Source organism: Rhizobium azibense, from assembly GCF_004342325.1.
Classification (GTDB): Bacteria; Pseudomonadota; Alphaproteobacteria; order Rhizobiales; family Rhizobiaceae; genus Rhizobium; species Rhizobium etli_B.
The window spans coordinates 32,924-52,050 of sequence record NZ_SMBJ01000009.1 but is presented as its reverse complement, the minus strand read 5'-3'; the positions used below and the strand labels follow the sequence as shown (position 1 = coordinate 52,050).

The window sequence follows — 19,127 nt, the reverse complement described above, 5'->3', positions numbered from 1 at the left end:
TCAGTGGCCTCCGCTGCCACCGCCGCCGCCCTGGGGCGCCGGTTTCTTGATCATCGCGACCCCGAGGATCATGGCCATGAAAAGAACGGTCAGGATCAGGAAAACGTCGCTGAAGGAGAGAATGATCGCCTGCTGGGTGGCAAGCCCGACCATCTGCTTGATGGCGGCCGAAGCACCGTCCAAGCCATAGGAGTTGAAGTTGGCAGTCAGGTTGTTCATCTGGTCGATGGCGGCCGGATTACCCCAATCCATGTTTTCCCGCAGCCGCTCGTAGTGCACGTCCTGGCGGTTGGAGAGAACGGTATTGATCACCGCAAGGCCGACTGCCCCGCCGAGATTACGAGTGAGGTTGAACAGACCTGAAGCACCACGGATACGTGAAGGCGGCATCGTGCCGAGCGCGATGTTGTTGATCGGCACCATGCACATCATCAGCCCGAACCCGCGCAGGACCTGCGGGATGAAAAGCTCGTAGAAATCCCAGTCGTCCGTCAGGTGGGTCATGACGAAGGTGCCGGCCGCAAAGCTGGTAAAGCCGATCACCATCATCAGGCGAAGGTCCATCTTCGTCGACAGCCGGCCGGCAATTGGCGCAGTGAGGAACATCGCAAGGCCGGAGACAAACATGGTCTCGCCGATCATCAGCGAATCGTAACCGCGGATGCGCCCCAGATAGACCGGATAGATATAGGTGAGGCCGTATAGCCCGATCCCCATGACGAACGAGAACACCGAACCGAAGGAGAAATTCCTGTTGGTAAAGGCCCTGAGGTCGACGACGGGGAAGTCCACGGTGAAAGCGCGATAGAAGAAGACAATCGCACCTGCCGCGGAAGCCACAGCACCGGCGACGATATAGCTGTCGTTGAACCAGTCGTTCGAATTGCCTTCCTCAAGCACATATTCCAGCGCACCGAGGAAAATGCCCATGGAGATGAGGCCCCACCAGTCGAACTTCTTCAGGAGCGACAGTTCCGGCTTGTCGAAATCGATGAAATTCCAGGTGATGGTGGCGACCAGGATACCGGGAATGACGTTGACGAGGAACAGCCAGTGCCACGAGAAGGCATGGCTGAGGTAACCGCCGACGGTCGGGCCGATGGTCGGCGCAAGGGTGGCGATCAGGCCGATGATAGGCGATACGATGCTGCGCTTCGACGGTGGGAAGATGGTGAAAGCGGCCGCGAAGACGGACGGAATCATACCGCCGCCGATGAAGCCCTGGATGGCGCGGTAAACGATCATCTGATCGATATTCGTTGCCGTTGCGCAGAGCACGCTCGACAGCGTGAAACCAGCAGCCGAAATAGCGAAAAGATAGCGTGTCGAGATGATGCGAGCCAGCGTTCCCGACAGCGGAATCATGATGACTTCCGCAATCAGGTATGACGTCTGCACCCAACCGATCTCGTCCGAGCCGGCAGAAAGGCCGGCCTGGATTTCCGCAAGCGATGCGGAGACGATCTGGATGTCGAGGATCGACATGAACATGCCGAGCACCATCGCAAAGAATGCGATGAGCTTGCGCGGGTCCATTCGCTCCTCGGAACCGGCGACCGCAATGGCGCCTGTTGTAGCGGTGGTAGCCATTGGCCTACTCCGGCTGGCTGATCACTTTGCTGCCTGCCCTGTAGCGGGCGCCGTGCGGGTATCGACATCGACGACGACGCTCAGGCCGGCGCGCAAGCGGCCGCTGTCAAGCGCATCTTGAGGCAGCGCAATTCGGACCGGGACGCGCTGGATGATCTTTGTGAAATTGCCCGTCGCATTTTCCGGCGGCAGTAGCGAGAAGACGGAGCCGGAGGCCGGCGAAATCGACTCGACGGTGCCGACGATTGGATGGTCGTCATAAGCATCGACGTGCACGTTGACCTTCGAGCCCGGAACCAGGTGCTGGATCTGCGTTTCCTTGAAGTTGGCGTCGATGAACAGCTGACGCACCGGAACGAGCGCCATCAGGCGCTGGCCGGGCGAAACGAGATCGCCTTCCTGAACGGAGCGGTTGCCGACGACTCCATCATACGGTGCCTTGAGGATCGTGAAGGACAGATCGCGGGCTGCCTTGTCCCGCTGAAGCTCGAGCGTTTGGACCGAACCTTCGGCTTCCCTGCGCTGCGCCTGGAGGATGGTGACGTTTGCTTCGGCCGACTTGATGTTGGCGTCGCCGCCGACAAGATTGGCCTTGGCCTGGTCGAGAGCAATATTGGCAGTGTCGAGATCGGCCGTAGTGCCGACCGACTTCGCCTGGAGGTCAGCCTGGCGCTTCTGTGTGATCTCGGCGCCACGGACTGCCGCCTCGAGAGCCACTTTGGAGGCCTGGGCCTGAGCAAGCGCTGCCTTGGCTCCTTCGATCTGCGCGTCGATGCGGCTCAGCGACAGCTTCTCCGTGGCGATCTGGGCCTCGGCCTGATCGAGGGCGTTTTGATAGTCGCCGTTGTCGAGCGTGGCGAGCACGTCCCCGGCCTTCACCTGCTGGTTGGCGACAACGTTCACCTTCGCGACATAGCCGGTGACCTTTGGCGAGATCGTTGCGATGTCGCCTTCGATATAGGCGTCGTCCGTCGAGACCATGAAACGGCCGTTCGTCCACCACTCGTAGCCGTATGATGCACCGCCGGCCAGAATAGCGAGCGCCACGACCGGTAGCACCAGGCTGCGGCGCTTCTTCTTTTCAGCTGGAGCGGTCTGCGTATCGGGAGCAGCCTGAGGGGCACGCGGAGCTTCGGCGCTCGCCGGTTCGGCAGGGACAACGGCGTCTGACACCGGCTCGTCTCTTGCGGAATCGCTGACGATGCGGGCGACATTCGTTTTCTGGTTAGACGACATGAGCAAAGACCGGTAAATCGAGTGACATTGATCGAACTGAACGGTTCGGTTCAGTTGACATAGGGCCTTTTAGAAGTCATATCAAGCGATATCGAACCAGGCGGTTCGATTTTATGAAAGAATGTTCGCACTGCGGACGTGGTTAAGGAGACAATGACAGAGACCTTCAAGGATACGGTCGAAGCCCCGGCCGCAAGCGGCAGATGGGCGGCAGGAGAGGATCCGGCAAAGCGCAGGCAGATTCTCGAAGGGGCGAAGCGTGTCTTCATGAAACTCGGCTTCGATGCCGCCAGCATGAACGACGTGACGCGCGAGGCTGGTGTCTCGAAAGGAACGCTTTACGTCTACTTCGCCAACAAGGAAGAGCTTTTTACCGCGATGATGGAGACCGAGCGCGCCGCCTTTGTCGCCAGCGTGCGTGCGGCCCTCAATGCCAATCCCGATCCGGACACGGCTCTTTATGATTTCGGCATGACCTTCGTCCGGCACACAACCGAAGAAAAGGTCATCAATGCCATACGCACCGTCATCGGAGTGCGCGACCGCATGCCGCACCTCTGTCAACGCTTCTTTACCGGCCCCGAAAACATCCGGACCGTTCTCACCGACTATCTGAAGACGCAGGTCGGCGCCGGGCATTTCGTGATCGAGGATGTCGAGCTTGCCGCTCGCCAGTTCCTGGAACTCTGCGGCGGAGGCTTCTTCAAGCTGCGCCTCCTGGGCGACATGGCAGGCCCTCCGAGCGAGGAGGAGATGAGCCGCATCATCCGCGGTGCGATCCGCGTCTTCCTTGCTGCATATGGCGTTAACCAGAACCGGCCGGCCTGAATGTTTTCGATTTCTTTCTGCGTGGCACCGGAATCCAGCAATAGCGATCAAACCTGCTTGCCAGTTTTGCTCTATTCAGGAGACCGCAACCAAGGAAGAGCGCATGAGTGCCATTGGACGGGCAATTTGGTTTATTGAAAGCCATTCCGCCAGCGATATCTCGCTGGACGATATCTCGGATGCCGCAGGTCTGTCGCGCTATCATCTGTCGCGCGTCTTCGGACTCGTCACCGGCCACTCGATCAGCGGCTATCTCCGCGGCCGTCGGCTGAGCACCGCCGCATTGGCCCTGATCGGCAGTTCATCGAGCATCCTCGAGGTTGCCCTCGGCGCGAGTTACGGCTCGCACGAGGCTTTCACCCGTGCCTTTCGCGACCAGTTCGGCATTACGCCCGACGCGATTCGCAAGCAGGGGCACCTCCGCAACCTCGCTTTAGTGGAGCCGATCAAAATGGACCCCGCACGCCTCAACGAACTTGAAGAACCCCGCTTCGAAACCCTGCCGCCAATGCTTTTTGCCGGACTGCAAGAGGCCTATGACTACGGCGACAATGCCGCAATTCCCTCGCTTTGGCAGAAATTCAACTCTTACTTCGGCAATATTTCCGGCCAGCGCGGCAATGTCGCCTATGGGATCTGCACACATATCGAGGGAGAAACCGAAACGTTCCGTTATATGGCAGGTGCCGAAGTCACGGATGCCGGCGACCTGCCGGAAGGATTTACGACGCTGAAAGTGCCCGCTCAGCGCTACGTTGTCTTCACCCATCGCGGTCACGTCTCCGCTATTGCGTCAACGATGCATCATATCTTCGGGACATGGTTCCCCTCCTCGGCTCTGCAGCACGGCGAGATGCCAGACATGTTCGAACGTTACGACGAGCGTTTCGATCCTGATACCGGCATGGGCATCGTGGAAATCTGGATACCGGTCAAGGAATAAAAGCCTTCCCGCTTTCGTATATTCCCCTGCGCGCTTGTTTCTTGGCGCCTTCACCTTAAATTGCGGGCGTCAGATTCTATGGCGCGAGGGAAAATAGCTTATGCAAGATATCGTCATGCTCGTTCAGGATCCGGCAGCCTGGGTGGCTCTGGTGACCCTGGTTGTCATGGAAGTCGTCCTCGGCATCGACAACCTGATCTTCATTTCCATTCTCACCAACAAGCTGCCGGTCGAGCATCGTGATAAAGCTCGTAAAGTGGGTATCAGCCTCGCCCTCATCATGCGTCTTGCATTGCTTGGTACCGTGGCCTGGATCGTCCAGCTCACCACACCTGTCTTCGAGGCTTTCGGTCATGGCTTCTCTTGGAAGGACATGATCTTGATCGCCGGCGGTCTGTTCCTCGTATGGAAGGCCACCAAGGAAATTCACCACAGTGTCGATCCGGAGGATCACGAGCAGGATTTCATCGCGAGTTCGGCGACGACGGGCTTTGCGGCGGCGATTGGCCAGATCCTGCTGCTCGACCTTGTCTTTTCGGTGGACAGCATCATCACCGCCGTCGGCATGACCCCGCACCTGCCGATCATGATCATCGCCGTCGTCGCCGCCGTCACGGTCATGCTGGTCGCCGCGACGCCGCTTGCAAATTTCATCGAGAAAAATCCGACGATCGTCATGCTGGCGCTGGCCTTCCTGCTGATGATCGGCACCACACTCATCGCCGACGGCATGGGCTTCCATGTACCGAAGGGTTATGTCTATGCCGCCATGGCCTTCTCTGCGCTCGTTGAAGTACTGAACATGTTTGCAAGAAATGCCCGAATGCGGAAGAAAGCCAGCGGGCATTGAAAAGTCTTAAAAAGGGGGGCGCGACAAACCGCGCCATTTGCGTCAGCCGGCCCCCCTCGATTTGCCTGTGATTGCCGAAACCAGCGGCTGATGGTCTGCCGTGACGCTTGGCGCGAAGCGCCCTGTCCGGAAAGATGCCGGATACGATCATTTGCGCCCGGCCAGGCGAAGGATAGGAACTTTGCGGCCTGCGTGACATTGATTGGTCCAGGAAAAGCGCAAAAGTATCATCCGGCAATCAGCCCAACTCCGGAGCGGTATGACAACCCAACAGATCCTTTCCTTCGGCGTGATCGGCCTGATGATGGCAATCTTCATCTGGGATCGGTTTCGTTACGACATTGTGGCCTGTTGTGCCCTCGTTCTTGCGGTTGCAGCCGGTCTCGTTCCCTTCGACAGGGCTTTTTCCGGCTTCGGAGACGACATCGTCATCATCGTCGGCAGCGCGCTCGTCGTCAGCACCGGGGTCGCACGCTCGGGGATCGTCGACATGGCGATCAAGCGCTTCTTTCCAAATCTCGACAAGCCGCATCTCCAACTCGCGCTGTTGCTTATCGTAGTTGCCGTGCTTTCCGCCTTCATCAAGAATATCGGCGCTTTGGCGATCATGATTCCGGTCGCCTTCCAGTTCGCGAGGAAAACCGGCAATTCACCATCGCTCTATCTGATGCCCATGAGTTTTGCTGCACTGCTCGGCGGCTTGATGACGCAGATCGGCACCTCGCCCAACATCGTCGTATCGCGATTGCGCGAGGAGATCACCGGTGCGCCTTTCACCATGTTCGACTTCACGCCTGTCGGCGCGACCCTGACCCTTGTCGGCGTCGTCTTCTTGATCTTCTTCCACTGGCTGGTGCCGGAACGGCAAAACGAGAATCCCTCGCTGGAGGAAGCGCTCGACCTCAAGACCTATTTTTCGGAGGCGACGGTTGTCGAAGGGTCGAGCTTCGACGGCAAGAAGCTGAACGAAATCCTTCAACTCGGCGACGGCGAAGTCGTGGCCACGGCGATCCTGCGCGGCCACTCCCGCATGTCACCTTTTCCCGACGTGATGCTGAAGACCGGCGATACGATATTGCTGGAAGGCGTGCCGGATGCACTCGATCGCGTGGTGACCCACGCGAAGCTGAAGCTTTCGGGAAAGCCCATCCCGGAGGCGAGGGCGGAAGGCGATCTCGTGTCGATCGAGGCCGTCATCACCGCAGAATCGATGCTGATCGGCCTTTCCGCGCGCCAGCTCTCGCTGTGGAACCGGCGGCGGGTCAACCTGCTCGCCGTCAGTCGCCAGGGTCACAAGCTCACCGAGCGGCTGAGCGAAGTGACGCTTCGCGCCGGCGACGTTCTCCTGCTTCAGGGAAGCCGCAGGAACCTGCCTGCCTTCCTGCAGGAATTTTCCTGCCTTCCGCTTGCCCAGCGTGACATCATGCTTGGCACGCCACGCCGAGGCTATGTGCCGCTTCTGATCCTCGCCGCCGCCATGGGAGTGACGGCCGCTGGCCTCACGCCGGTTTCGGTCGCCTTTTTCTGTGCAGCGCTGGCCATGGTCGTCTTTCGCGTGATCCCGCTCGTCGATGTCTACAAATCACTCGATGCGCCGATCCTGATCATGCTTGCAGCGCTGATCCCGGTATCCGATACGCTCCGCACCACGGGCGGCAGCGATCTGATTGCCGGATGGCTCGGCGATTTCGCTGCCGAGATGCCGCCGTTCGGCGCGCTGGCGTTGATGCTGGTGACCGCCATGGCAGTGACGCCGTTCCTCAACAATGCCGCAACGGTCCTCGTGATGGGACCGATCGCGGCGAGCTTCGCCGAGGCCCTTCATTACAAGCCGGAAGCCTTCCTGATGGCCGTTGCCATTGGCGCCGGCTGCGACTTCCTCACGCCAATCGGCCATCAGTGCAACACGCTGGTTTTCGGCCCCGGCGGCTACCGCTTCAGTGATTACCCTCGCCTGGGCCTGCCGCTATCCTTCATCATCATCGTGGTGAGCGTGCCCGTGCTTCTTTATGTTTGGCCTGCCCTTTGAGTGCCCGGCGCCCATTTTCCTTGACGTGCGCGGTCGAATATGGCCTTAAGGCCAGCCAAACGGACAATCGGTGGATGAATGGGGCACGACGCCCTTATCCGGCCGGTTTCCTGATCCAGTGATCTGCATTCTTCCCGCCGAACGTCGCTTTCGCAGGAAAGCCGTCCGGCATTCATTTGACGGGCACAAAAAATGACAGCTTCCGGCGTCCGCGTCCGAATCGCTCCCTCGCCGACTGGCGAGCCGCATGTCGGGACCGCTTATATCGCTCTCTTCAATTACCTTTTCGCCAAGAAGCACGGCGGCGAGTTCATTCTGCGCATCGAAGATACCGATGCTACGCGCTCGACCCCGGAATTCGAAAAGAAGGTGCTGGATGCGCTGAAATGGTGCGGCCTGAAATGGTCGGAAGGCCCCGACATCGGCGGGCCCTATGGGCCTTACCGCCAGAGCGACCGCAAGCATATCTACGGCGAGTATGTCGAAAAGATCGTTTCTGCCGGCCACGGTTTCCGCTGTTTCTGCACGCCCGAGCGTCTGGAAAAGATGCGCGAGGCGCAACGCGCAGCAAACCTGCCCCCGAAATATGACGGACGCTGCCTGAACCTGTCGGCAGAAGAGGTCACCTCGCGCATGGCGGCAGGCGAATCCACTGTCGTGCGCATGAAGATCCCGGTCGAAGGCTCCTGCAGGTTCACCGACGGGGTCTACGGCGAGGTGGAGATCCCGTGGGATGCGGTCGACATGCAGGTCCTCTTGAAGGCCGACGGCATGCCGACCTATCACATGGCAAATGTGGTTGACGACCACCTGATGAAGATCACCCATGTCGCCCGCGGCGAGGAATGGCTGGCTTCGGTTCCCAAGCACATCCTGATCTACCGGTATCTCGGCCTCGAGCCACCGGTATTCATGCACCTGTCGCTCATGCGCAATGCCGACAAGTCAAAGCTGTCGAAGCGCAAGAACCCGACCTCGATCTCCTATTACACCGCGCTCGGCTATATCCCCGAGGCGCTGATGAACTTCCTCGGCCTCTTCTTCGTCCAGATCGCTGAAGGCGAAGAGCTGATGACGATGGACGAGCTCGCGGAAAAGTTCGACCCGGAGAACCTCTCAAAGGCGGGCGCGATCTTCGATATCCAGAAGCTGGATTGGCTGAACGGCCGCTGGATCCGCGAAAAGCTTTCGCAAGAGGAGTTCCAGCACCGCGTCCTGCAATGGGCGATGGAAAACGACCGCCTGAGGGCCGGTCTTGCGCTTGCGCAGTCGCGCATCTCCAAGCTTGGCGAACTGCCGGACCTGACGGGTTTCCTGTTCAAGTCGGACCTGAACCTTGATCCATCCGCCTTTGTCAAGATCAAGTCGCCGCCGGAGGAGATTCTGGAAATCCTCAACACGGTACAGCCGGATCTCGAGAAGATCCTTGAATGGAACGTCGAGTCGATCGAAGCCGAGCTGCGCGCCGTTGCCGACCGCATGGGCAAGAAGCTGAAAGTGGTCGTCGCCCCGCTTTTCGTCGCAGTCTCCGGCTCGTCGCGCTCGCTGCCGCTCTTCGATTCCATGGCGATCCTCGGCCGCGCGGTCGTACGCCAGCGCCTGAAACTGGCGTCCCAGGCGGTCGCCTCCCTCGTCGGCCCGAAGAACTGAACCGGACGTTAGCATCATGAATGAAAAGACCGAAACAGCGACCCTTTCCTCCGACGCAACGGAAGTCCGCGCCCAGAAGCTGAAACTTTTGCGCGAACAGGTCGGCGACGTTTATCCGGCGCATTTCCACCGGACGATCACCAATGGCGAACTCGCCGCGAAATACGAGGGCCTGGATCCGGACACGGAGACAAAGGATGTCGTCACGGTCGCAGGCCGAGTCTATTCCTCGCGCAACTCCGGCATGTTCATGGACATCCATGACGCTTCGGCCAAGATCCAGATCTTCAGCCACAAGGACACGACGCCGGAAGAGGCTCGCGCCCTGCTGCCGATGATCGACATCGGCGATATCATCGGTGTGACCGGCGTGGTGCGCCGCACCAAGCGCGGCGAGCTGACGATCAACGCGCAGCAGATCACCATGCTGACCAAGTCGCTACTGCCGATGCCCGAGAAATGGCATGGCCTCTCCGACATAGAGCTGCGATACCGCAAGCGTCACCTCGACATCATGACCAACGAGGAATCGAAGCTCCGTTTCCAGCAGCGTTCGAAGATCGTCTCCGGCATCCGCCGCTTCATGGAGAACGACGGCTTCATGGAAGTCGAGACGCCGATGCTGCAGTCGGTCTACGGCGGTGCGACGGCCGAACCCTTCAAGACGCATCACAATACGTTGAAGCTCGACATGTACCTGCGCATCGCGCCGGAACTGTTCTTGAAGCGCACGCTGGTTTCGGGCCTCACCGACAAGGTCTTCGAGATCAACCGCAACTTCCGCAACGAAGGCGTCTCGACAAGGCACAATCCCGAATTCACCATGATGGAGTGCTACTGGGCCTATGCCGACTACGAGGACATGATGGACCTCGTCGAACGGATGTTCGCCGAGCTTGCCATGTCGGTCCATGGCAGCACGGAATTCACTTTCGTCGACAAGCAGATCTCCTTCAAGGGCCCGTTCCGCCGTGTCCCGATGCCTGACGCGGTCAAGGAAGCGACCGGCATCGATTTCCTGTCGATCAAGACCGACGAGGAAGCCCGCGCCGCCACCAAGGCGGCCGGTTTCGAAATCGAGAAGGACGCGACCTGGGGCGAATGCCTCGCCTTCATCTTCGAAGAGAAGGTCGAAAGCACGCTCATTCAGCCCGCGCACGTCACACATTTCCCGAAGGACATCTCCCCGTTCGCCAAGGAAGTGCCGGGCGAGCCGCGCCTTGTCGAGCGTTTCGAGACCTATTGCAACGCCTGGGAACTTGGCAACGCCTTTTCGGAACTCAACGATCCGCAAGAGCAGCGAAAGCGCATGGTCGAACAGCTGGAGCAGGCTCACGCACGCGGCGAAAAGGAAAAACAGCTGGACGAGGAATTTCTGGACGCAATCGACCAGGGCATGCCTCCCGCCGGCGGTCTCGGCATCGGCGTCGATCGCCTGATCATGCTGCTTACGAATTCCCCCTCTATTCGCGACGTCATCCTCTTCCCGGCCCGCCGCAGCAAGGCGGACTGAGCGGCGGGATGAGCAGTTTCAGAGGGTAGACGGCCAATGGTCGCCCTTCGCATGCCCGGTGATCAATGGCCGGAGGCAGGAGCAGCCTTGCCGCCTTCTGGCGCAGAAACGGCTTCGCCTTCCGGGGATGCGTCCTCTTCGCCGCCTTTTTCGTTACCCTTGCCTGCGGTTGCAGCGACAGCCGTCGGATCAATGCAATCGGAGCGTTGCTTGAACGATGCGCTCAGCGCCTGGATCTCTTCGTCCGGCAAATCGATGCGTTCGCCGAAAAACAGGCCGTTGTCGCTCGCCTGACCGTCGTAATAGCGGGCAGTGTAGGGTTTGCCTTTCAGCCCTTCGGCCAACTGGTCGGGATTCGGGATATAAACCACATCGGCGCCGATGGCCCTGCCACGGATGTCCGAACGCAGTTTGGGACCGTTTTCGTCGAGGACCACGACCTGTACCAGATCCGGCCTTTCTTGCGCGTAAACGGCTTGCGCCACGCGAAGGGCAGTCTTGACCCGTGTCAGGCCGTCCGTCGGCTCCGTCTTGATGTATTTGCGAATCCAGACGCGATCCTGCTTCTTGATGGTTACCAGGTTCACATCGGTGCAGGCGACGCCGTTGGCCTCTTCCAAGGCCTGGCCGATGAGGTTGTCCCGGCCGATATAAAGGGCAACACCGCCGGAAGCGCCTGTAAACAAGGCCATCCCGCCGATCGTGATCACCAATTTCCGGGAGGGCCGGAAGATGCGCAGTAGGGCCTTCACGCCAACTGCTCCGCCATCGAAAGAACTCCAACGCAATACATGCACGTAAAACTAGTCAAACGACGTTTCGGAATGCTTAAGTGGTCTTTCGAGAAAGATACCAATTCGGCTAAAGACCAAAAAAGGTCCACCGCCCGTTGGCTTGCCATGATCGGTTTGGGCATGCTCTAAAAATACGCATGGCCTTCACTCTTCGCCAGATCCAGTATTTCGTCGCCGTTGCCGAGCAGGGCTCGGTGACACGCGCCGCGCAGAATCTTTCGATCTCGCAATCCTCGGTCACAGAAGCGCTGAAGGAGCTGGAAAACGACCTCGGCGTCGAACTCTTCGAACGCCACCCGCGCGGCCTGACGATCACGCACAACGGCCACCAGTTCCTCCGGCACGCGACAAAAATCCTAGCCAGCGTCTCCGATGCCCGCGCCAGTTTTTCCGGCGTGCAAAGCGCTCTTTCCGGCACATTGAATATCGGTGTCACCTCGCTGGTCGCAGGCTATGTTCTGTCCGATCTTCTGGCGCGATACCGCCGCGCATGTCCGGGTGTGGAGGTGAGTGCAATCGAAGACAATGGCGGCTATCTTGAGCATCTATTGGTCGGCGGTGAACTCGATGTCGCGGTCATGGTGATCTCCAACCTGCGCGACCGCATGGCCCTGCAGGCGGAGATCCTCGAAACCTCGCCCTATCGTCTCTGGCTGCCGATGGGCCACCCGTTGGTTTCTGCCGATATCATCTCGGTCGCCGATATCGCCCGCGAACCGCTGATCATGCTGACGGTCGATGAGATCGAGGAAAACACCGGCAAGCTCCTGTCGGCGCTCGGTGCCCGCCCGCATGTCGCCTTTCGCACCCGGTCGGTGGAGGCCGTTCGCAGTCTCGTTGCAACAGGCGCCGGCGTCGCGCTGCTTCCCGATCTCGTCTACCGCCCCTGGTCGCTTGAGGGCGATCGGATCGAAAGCCGCGATGTCTCCGGTTCGTTGCCGGTCGTCCAGGTCGGCATGGTCTGGCGCAAGGGTTCGAGCCTGCCGCAGGCAGCGCGAGATTTCGTCGGTATTGCCGAAGCAATGCGATCGGGCCGGGCGCGATGACGGCATCGGAATTTCCGATATCGGCTTTCTGATAAATGAATTTGCGAAACCGGAGTTTTCAGCGCAGCTTTCACCTGGGAACAATATGCCGCAGCAAGCGGCACAAACCGGGAGACAGACGATGAAGCACCTTCTGAAATCGTGCACTGCTGCCCTCGCAAGCTTGAGCTTCGTGACGCAGGTTGCTGCTGGCGAACCGTTGAAGGCCTTGGACAAGGGCGAGGGTGCAGTCAGCATCGTCGCCTGGGCCGGCTATATCGAGCGCGGCGAAACCGACAAGAATTACGACTGGGTTACCGATTTTGAAAAAAAGACCGGCTGCAAGGTATCCGTAAAGACCGCGGCGACCTCGGATGAAATGGTGGCGCTGATGAACGAAGGCGGCTTCGACCTCGTCACCGCTTCGGGCGATGCTTCGCTGCGCCTGGTTGCGGGCAAGCGCGTGCAGCCGATCAATACCGATCTCATTCCAAGCTTCAAGAACCTCGACGAACGCTTGCAGAGCGCCCCGTGGCATACGGTCGGCGGCGTCCACTATGGCGTGCCCTACCTGTGGGGGCCGAACGTTCTGATGTACAATACCGATGCCTTCAAGGATAAGGCCCCGACCAGCTGGAAGGTTGTGTTCGAGGAAGAAACGCTGCCCGATGGCAAGTCCAACAAGGGCCGCGTCCAGGCCTATGACGGGCCGATCTACGTCGCCGATGCTGCCATGTATCTGATGGCCCACAAGCCCGATCTCGGCATCAAGGATCCCTACGAACTCAACGAAGATCAGTATAAGGCAGCTCTCGACCTGCTGCGCGGCCAGCGCAAGCTCGTCTCCCGCTACTGGCATGACGCGATGATTCAGATCGACGACTTCAAGAACGAAGGGGTCGTCGCATCCGGTTCCTGGCCGTTCCAGGTGAACCTGATGCAGGCCGACAAGCAGAAGATCGCCTCGACCTTCCCCGAGGAAGGCGTGACCGGCTGGGCCGACACGACGATGCTTCATGTCGACAGCGAGCATCCGAACTGCGCCTATATGTGGATGGAGCACTCGCTGTCTGCCAAGGTCCAGGGTGATGCCGCCGCCTGGTTCGGCGCGGTTCCCTCCGTTCCGGCCGCATGCAAGGGCAACGAACTGCTGACCGATACCGGCTGCACGACCAACGGTTTCGATCACTTCGACAAGATCAAATTCTGGAAGACGCCTGTTGCCAAGTGCGCGACTCAGAGTGAGTGCGTGCCCTATCACCGCTGGGTGTCGGACTATATCGGCGTTATCGGCGGGCGATAGTCCACACCCAGGCACAATGATTGCCCCCCGACCCTCTCCCTCACGCAGGGAGAGGCAACATGCCTCAAGACCTCTCGCCGCTATCCAAAACGCCCCGAGGGGCGATAGCATCGCCGCGTGTCCCCATCGCCGCGTTGCCGGGAGAAGCTATCCGGCAGGCAGGACGAGGGGCATCAGGTATAACTTGGAGACCCCAATGACCCCCGCCGTCCGCTTCCAGCAGGTTTCGCGCCATTTCGGCCAGGTTCGCGCCGTCGACGGCGTCGATCTCGAAATCGCACCGGGCGAGTTCTTCGCTATGCTCGGTCCGTCGGGTTCCGGAAAGACGACCTGCCTGCGCCTGATCGCCGGCTTCGAACAGCCGACGGAGGGGCATATCGAGATTTTCGGAGAAACGGCAGACGGTGTCCCGCCCTACCGCCGCAACGTCAACACCGTCTTCCAGGACTATGCGCTCTTCCCGCATCTCAATATCCTCGAAAACGTCGGCTACGGGCTGATGGTCAAGGGCATCGGCAAGGTAGAGCGCACCAAGGCCGTCGAACAGGCGCTGGAAATGGTGAAACTTCCAGGCTACGGCGCCCGCCGGCCAGGCCAGCTCTCCGGCGGCCAGCGACAGCGCGTGGCGCTTGCCCGCGCGCTGGTCAACAAGCCGAAGGTCCTGCTGCTCGACGAGCCGCTTGGCGCGCTTGATCTGAAGCTGCGCGAGCAGATGCAGGAAGAATTGAAGAGCCTTCAGCGCGCGCTCGGCATCACCTTCGTCTTTGTCACCCACGATCAGGGCGAGGCGCTCTCCATGGCAGACCGCCTCGCCGTCTTCAACAACGGCCGCATCGTTCAGGAAGGTTCGCCGCAGGATATCTACCGCCGTCCGAAGACCCGCTTCGTCGCCGATTTCGTTGGTTCCTCCAATGTCATCGCGCCTGATGTAATGACGTCGCTCGGCGGTGAAAGGCGCTGGGCAAGCCTGCGCCCCGAAGCGATCCATCTTTCCGGCGACGGCATGGAGGCAGCGGTCGAAAACACCAGTTTCCTTGGTGCCGCCTATCGCCTGACGGTCGGCATGGGGGGAACACGCCTGCATGTCACATTACCGGCAGGTGCCAATGTGCCGAATATCGGCGCCAGCGTGCGTCTCGCATGGCAGCCGGCCGACGTGCATTACATGGATGATGCAGCATGACATCGCTCGCCCTGACGAAGCCTGGCGTTACGACCTCCATCTTGCCCGGCCGCGGTGGCTTCTTCGGTGGATTGTCGGATGCCTTCTGGCGCCACCCAAAGCTACTGCTTTTCTTGATGCTGACGCCGCCGCTGCTCTGGCTCGGCATCATCTATATCGGCTCGCTGATCGCGCTGCTGCTGCAGAGTTTCTTCTCGATCGACGATTTCTCCGGCTTGATCAACTATGAGTTCACGCTCGCGACCTATGCGGAGCTTCTCAATCCAACCAATTTTGACATCATCGTCCGTACCCTTGCCATGGCGCTCATGGTGACGATCGCATCCGCCGTCATCGCCTTCCCAATCGCCTACTACGCCGCGCGCTATGCGCAGGGAAAGTGGAAGGCGTTTTTCTATCTCGGCGTCATGCTGCCGCTCTGGTCGAGCTATCTCGTCAAGATTTACGCCTGGAAGCTGATCCTCGCCAAGGAAGGCATCCTCACCTGGATTTTCGCCAAGCTGCATCTCTCATGGCTGCTCGACGGCATTCTCACGCTGCCGATCGTCGGCGGCAATTCGCTTTCGGTGAGCTATCTCGGCACCTTCGTCGTTTTCGTCTATATCTGGCTGCCCTACATGATCCTGCCGACGCAGGCTGCTCTCGAGCGCGTGCCTGCAAACCTGATCGAGGCCGCCTCCGATCTCGGCGCCACGCCAGGCCAGACCTTCCGCACAGTGCTGTTCCCGCTATCGCTGCCCGGCATCGTTGCCGGCTCCATCTTCACTTTCTCGCTGACCCTCGGCGATTACATTATCCCGCAGATCATCGGTTCTTCCCGCCTCTTCATCGGCCAGGCGGTCTATGCGCAGCAGGGCACCGCCGGTAACGTGCCGCTCGCCGCCGCCTTCTCCGTCGTGCCGATCGTCATCATGGCCATCTATCTCTGGCTTGCAAAAAAACAGGGGGCTTTCGATGCGCTCTGACCGCCGACACCGCTCCCCTTTTGCCCTGAAGATCGCAGCCGCGAGCGGCCTGCTTTTCCTGCATCTGCCGATCCTGCTGATCTTCGTCTATGCCTTCACTACCGAGGAGAAGAGCTACCAGTGGCCGCCGCCGGGTCTGACGACGCAGTGGTTCGACGTAGCCTGGAACCGGCCCGATGTCTGGGCAGCCCTTAGCCTTTCTGTGCAAGTCGCCAGCATCGCCACCGCTATCGCCCTGGTGCTCGGCACGCTTTGTGCTGCCGCCGTCAGCCAGACGAAATTCTTCGGCCGCGAGGTCATCTCTTTGCTCGTCATTCTGCCGATCGCCCTTCCCGGTATCATTACCGGCATTGCGCTACGATCGGCCTTCAGCCTGTTCGACATCCCGTTCTCGGTCTGGACGATCGTGCTTGGTCACGCCACCTTCTGCATCGTGGTCGTCTACAACAATGCAGTCGCCCGCTTCCGCCGCACCTCCGGCTCATTGATCGAAGCTTCGATGGACCTCGGCGCCGACGGCTTCCAGACTTTCCGGCACGTCATCCTGCCGAATATCGGCACCGCACTGCTTGCCGGTGGCATGCTTGCCTTTGCCCTCTCATTCGACGAAGTCATCGTCACCACCTTCACCGGCGGCCAGCAGTCGACGCTGCCGATCTGGATGCTCGAAGAGCTCATCCGCCCGCGCCAGCGCCCGGTCACCAACGTGGTCGCCATGGCCGTCGTGCTCGTCACCTTCCTGCCGATCCTGGCAGCCTACTACCTCACCCGCGACGGCGATCAAATCGCCGGAGCCGGCAAATAAAAGGGAAGAACATCATGGACACCCAGATGCTGATTGGATCCCGCTTCGAAATGGGCACGGAAACGGAAGAGCACATCCTGAACCCGAAGACGGGTGAGACCGTGCTCAATCTGCCGGAAGCTTCCTTCGGCCAGATCGATGCCGCTGTGGAAGCCGCCGGGAAGGCTTTCAAGAGCTGGTCGCAGACGACACCCGCCGAACGCTCCGGTTATCTGCTGAAGATCGCCGATGCCATAGAGAAGGACGGGCAGGCCTTTGCCAGGCTCGAGGCACTGAACTGCGGCAAGCCGATCAACGCCGTGCTCAACGACGAGATCCCGGCGATCGTCGATTGCTACCGTTTCTTCGCGGGCGCTGTGCGCAACCTGCACGGTCCGGTCTCTGGCGAATACCTGCCAGGTCACACCTCGATGATCCGCCGCGACGCGATCGGCATCGTCGGCTCGATCGCGCCCTGGAATTATCCTCTGATGATGATGGCCTGGAAGCTGGCACCGGCGATCGCCGGCGGCAACACCGTCGTCTTCAAGCCTTCCGAACAGACACCGCTAACGGCTCTGAAGATGGCGAAACTGCTCGCCGACATCCTGCCAGAAGGCGTCGTCAACGTCATCCTCGGTCGCGGAGAAACCGTCGGCAATGCGCTGATCAACCACCCGAACATCGGCATGGTCTCGATCACCGGCGATGTCGCGACCGGCAAGAAGGTGCTGCAGGCGGCTGCCAAGTCCGTAAAGCGCACGCATCTGGAGCTTGGCGGCAAGGCCCCCGTCATCGTCTTCGACGACGCCGATATCGATGCGGTCGTCGCAGGCATCCGCACCTTCGGTTACTACAACGCCGGCCAGGACTGCACTGCCGCCTGCCGTATCTATGCTGACGCCAAGGTTTACGACAGGTTCGTCGCCGATCTCTCCTCTGCGGTTTCCTCGATTAAGTTCAACCTGGACGAGGACACTGAAAACGAGATCGGTCCGCTGATCTCCAAGCGCCAGCGCGACCGCGTCGAAAGCTTTGTCACCCGTGCTGCCGAACACAAGCACATGGAAATTACCGCCGGCGGCAAGGCCTCAGGCGACAAGGGCTTCTTCTTCACGCCCACCGTCATCGCCGGTGCCACGCAGGATGACGAGATCGTCCGCCGCGAGGTCTTCGGCCCGGTCGTCTCCGTGACGCGCTTTAGCGAGGTCGAGGACGCCGTCGCTTGGGCAAACGACAGCGACTATGGCCTTGCCTCCTCCGTCTGGACCAAGGACATCAGCCGCGGCATGAAGACGGCCGCGCGCCTGCAATATGGCTGCACTTGGATCAACACGCATTTCATGCTGGTCAACGAAATGCCGCATGGCGGTCTCAAGCAATCCGGCTACGGCAAGGATATGTCGGTCTATGCGCTGGAGGATTACACCGCCGTCCGTCACGTGATGATCAACCATGGTTGAGTAATTCCGACCAGGATCAGGTTGTGGTGAAGAACCGTCGCAGGGTCTGCGGCGGAACAATTTGGTCTTTCCTGCGTCCTCTTCTGTATCCAACGCAGAGGAAACATCCATGCTCAAATGGGCTCTCATATTTCTCGTCATTTCACTGGTTGCCGGCTTCTTCGGTTTTTCCGGCATCTCAGCCGCCACCGCAACGATTGCGCGTGTCCTCTTCGGCATCGCCCTCGTCATCTTCCTGATCTTCCTGATCCTGGCGCTGATCGCTGGCCAAGCGGTTCTTTAAGAGCCGCTTGTCTTGCCTAGAGCAGGCTCGCCCCGACATTGATCGCGAGTGCCAGGATGGTCGTATTGAAGAGAAACGACAGCACCGCATGAAGCAGCGCGATCTTTCGCATCTGCATGGTGGAGACGGCAATATCGGCCGTCTGCGCGGCCACGCCGATCGTGAATGAGAAGTAGAGGAAATCCCAATAGACAGGCTCTTCGATCCTGTCTGGAAAAATCAGGCCTTCACCCTTGTCAGGTCCACCGTAAAATCGATGAGCGTAGTGGATTGTGAAGAGCGTGTGGAGGAAAACCCAGGAAACCAGGATCGTGACCACTGCCGCGCAGGCTCTGGCGAAGGCGACATCAGGCGGCGCTTCTTTCACTGAATGCAGCTCGAGCCCAATGCCAGCAATGCTTGCGAGTGCCGCTGCGATCGACAGGAAGAGTACGAAGTTGTCGGAAAAATCCAGATCTTCGGCTCGCTTGCGGATATCGGCAACCGTTGCGCAAAGCATCCTTCGCCAGCTGATACATGCAAACACGATGGCCGTCACGTTCCAGCCGATCAGCACGTTGCTGGCGTTTACATCCCGGGAGGTGAGAAGCAGGAAAACCACCAAGCCTGCGAGGAAAGCAATGATGATGCTCAGATGCCGGACGATATAGATCATAATCGAACTGCGCTGATCGTCGTCCGCCATGTC

The 19,127-nt window shown here is 59.7% G+C and carries 17 protein-coding genes; 13 read left to right on the top strand and 4 right to left on the bottom strand.

Annotated features, from left to right (window positions below; genetic code table 11):
- Together EV130_RS22145 and EV130_RS22140 are read right to left on the bottom strand one after the other, a co-directional pair.
- Entirely contained in the window at positions 1-1,590 is a 1,590-nt protein-coding gene (locus EV130_RS22145) for a DHA2 family efflux MFS transporter permease subunit (protein WP_132552509.1), read from the bottom strand.
- Between the two features lie 21 nt (positions 1,591-1,611).
- On the bottom strand, positions 1,612-2,826 hold the full coding sequence (locus tag EV130_RS22140; protein WP_074062541.1) for an HlyD family secretion protein: 1,215 nt from the start codon (positions 2,824-2,826) through the stop codon (positions 1,612-1,614).
- A gap of 153 nt (positions 2,827-2,979) precedes the next feature.
- Between EV130_RS22140 and EV130_RS22135 the strand changes: the two genes are divergently transcribed.
- From EV130_RS22135 to lysS, 6 genes are all read left to right on the top strand, one after another.
- Entirely contained in the window at positions 2,980-3,654 is a 675-nt protein-coding gene (locus EV130_RS22135) for a TetR/AcrR family transcriptional regulator (protein WP_074062542.1), read from the top strand.
- Between the two features lie 103 nt (positions 3,655-3,757).
- Positions 3,758-4,597 (top strand): GyrI-like domain-containing protein, encoded by an 840-nt coding sequence (locus EV130_RS22130; RefSeq protein WP_074062543.1) that lies wholly within the window; start codon positions 3,758-3,760, stop codon positions 4,595-4,597.
- A gap of 100 nt (positions 4,598-4,697) precedes the next feature.
- A complete protein-coding gene (locus EV130_RS22125) occupies positions 4,698-5,447 on the top strand; it encodes a TerC family protein (RefSeq protein ID WP_074062544.1) in 750 nt (249 codons plus the stop codon).
- A gap of 259 nt (positions 5,448-5,706) precedes the next feature.
- Positions 5,707-7,476 (top strand): SLC13 family permease, encoded by a 1,770-nt coding sequence (locus EV130_RS22120; protein WP_074062545.1) that lies wholly within the window; start codon positions 5,707-5,709, stop codon positions 7,474-7,476.
- 192 nt (positions 7,477-7,668) lie between these two features.
- Entirely contained in the window at positions 7,669-9,126 is a 1,458-nt protein-coding gene (gltX, locus tag EV130_RS22115) for a glutamate--tRNA ligase (RefSeq protein ID WP_074062546.1), read from the top strand.
- 16 nt (positions 9,127-9,142) lie between these two features.
- Positions 9,143-10,639: a lysine--tRNA ligase gene (gene lysS / locus EV130_RS22110; RefSeq protein ID WP_132661394.1), complete on the top strand. Its 1,497-nt coding sequence runs from the start codon at positions 9,143-9,145 to the stop codon at positions 10,637-10,639.
- 62 nt (positions 10,640-10,701) lie between these two features.
- Here lysS and EV130_RS22105 read toward each other — a convergent pair whose 3' ends face one another.
- Positions 10,702-11,391, bottom strand: coding sequence for a hypothetical protein (locus tag EV130_RS22105; protein WP_074062548.1), 690 nt, complete (start codon positions 11,389-11,391; stop codon positions 10,702-10,704).
- 179 nt (positions 11,392-11,570) lie between these two features.
- On the opposite strand from EV130_RS22105, the gene EV130_RS22100 reads away from it, so the two are divergent.
- The 7 genes from EV130_RS22100 to EV130_RS22070 all read left to right on the top strand — a co-directional run bounded on the left by EV130_RS22100 (position 11,571) and on the right by EV130_RS22070 (position 18,439).
- Entirely contained in the window at positions 11,571-12,479 is a 909-nt protein-coding gene (locus tag EV130_RS22100; RefSeq protein WP_074062549.1) for a LysR family transcriptional regulator, read from the top strand.
- 121 nt (positions 12,480-12,600) lie between these two features.
- A complete protein-coding gene (locus EV130_RS22095; RefSeq protein WP_132552511.1) occupies positions 12,601-13,761 on the top strand; it encodes an ABC transporter substrate-binding protein in 1,161 nt (386 codons plus the stop codon).
- A gap of 196 nt (positions 13,762-13,957) precedes the next feature.
- Entirely contained in the window at positions 13,958-14,944 is a 987-nt protein-coding gene (locus EV130_RS22090; protein WP_132661392.1) for an ABC transporter ATP-binding protein, read from the top strand.
- Positions 14,941-15,909, top strand: a complete 969-nt coding sequence (locus EV130_RS22085) for an ABC transporter permease (protein ID WP_132661390.1) — start codon at positions 14,941-14,943, stop codon at positions 15,907-15,909. Before EV130_RS22090 ends, EV130_RS22085 begins: the two co-directional genes overlap by 4 nt.
- Positions 15,899-16,714: an ABC transporter permease gene (locus tag EV130_RS22080; protein WP_074062552.1), complete on the top strand. Its 816-nt coding sequence runs from the start codon at positions 15,899-15,901 to the stop codon at positions 16,712-16,714. The genes EV130_RS22085 and EV130_RS22080 overlap by 11 nt, the downstream gene beginning before the upstream one ends.
- A gap of 14 nt (positions 16,715-16,728) precedes the next feature.
- Positions 16,729-18,156 carry a gamma-aminobutyraldehyde dehydrogenase gene (locus EV130_RS22075; protein WP_132552514.1) on the top strand — a complete coding sequence of 476 codons (1,428 nt, stop codon included), beginning with the start codon at positions 16,729-16,731 and terminating at the stop codon, positions 18,154-18,156.
- Between the two features lie 109 nt (positions 18,157-18,265).
- A complete protein-coding gene (locus EV130_RS22070) occupies positions 18,266-18,439 on the top strand; it encodes a DUF1328 domain-containing protein (protein ID WP_022715956.1) in 174 nt (57 codons plus the stop codon).
- 16 nt (positions 18,440-18,455) lie between these two features.
- On the opposite strand, the gene EV130_RS22065 is transcribed toward EV130_RS22070, so the two are convergent.
- Positions 18,456-19,124 (bottom strand): DUF1345 domain-containing protein, encoded by a 669-nt coding sequence (locus tag EV130_RS22065; protein WP_074062554.1) that lies wholly within the window; start codon positions 19,122-19,124, stop codon positions 18,456-18,458.
- Positions 19,125-19,127: the final 3 nt, after the last annotated feature.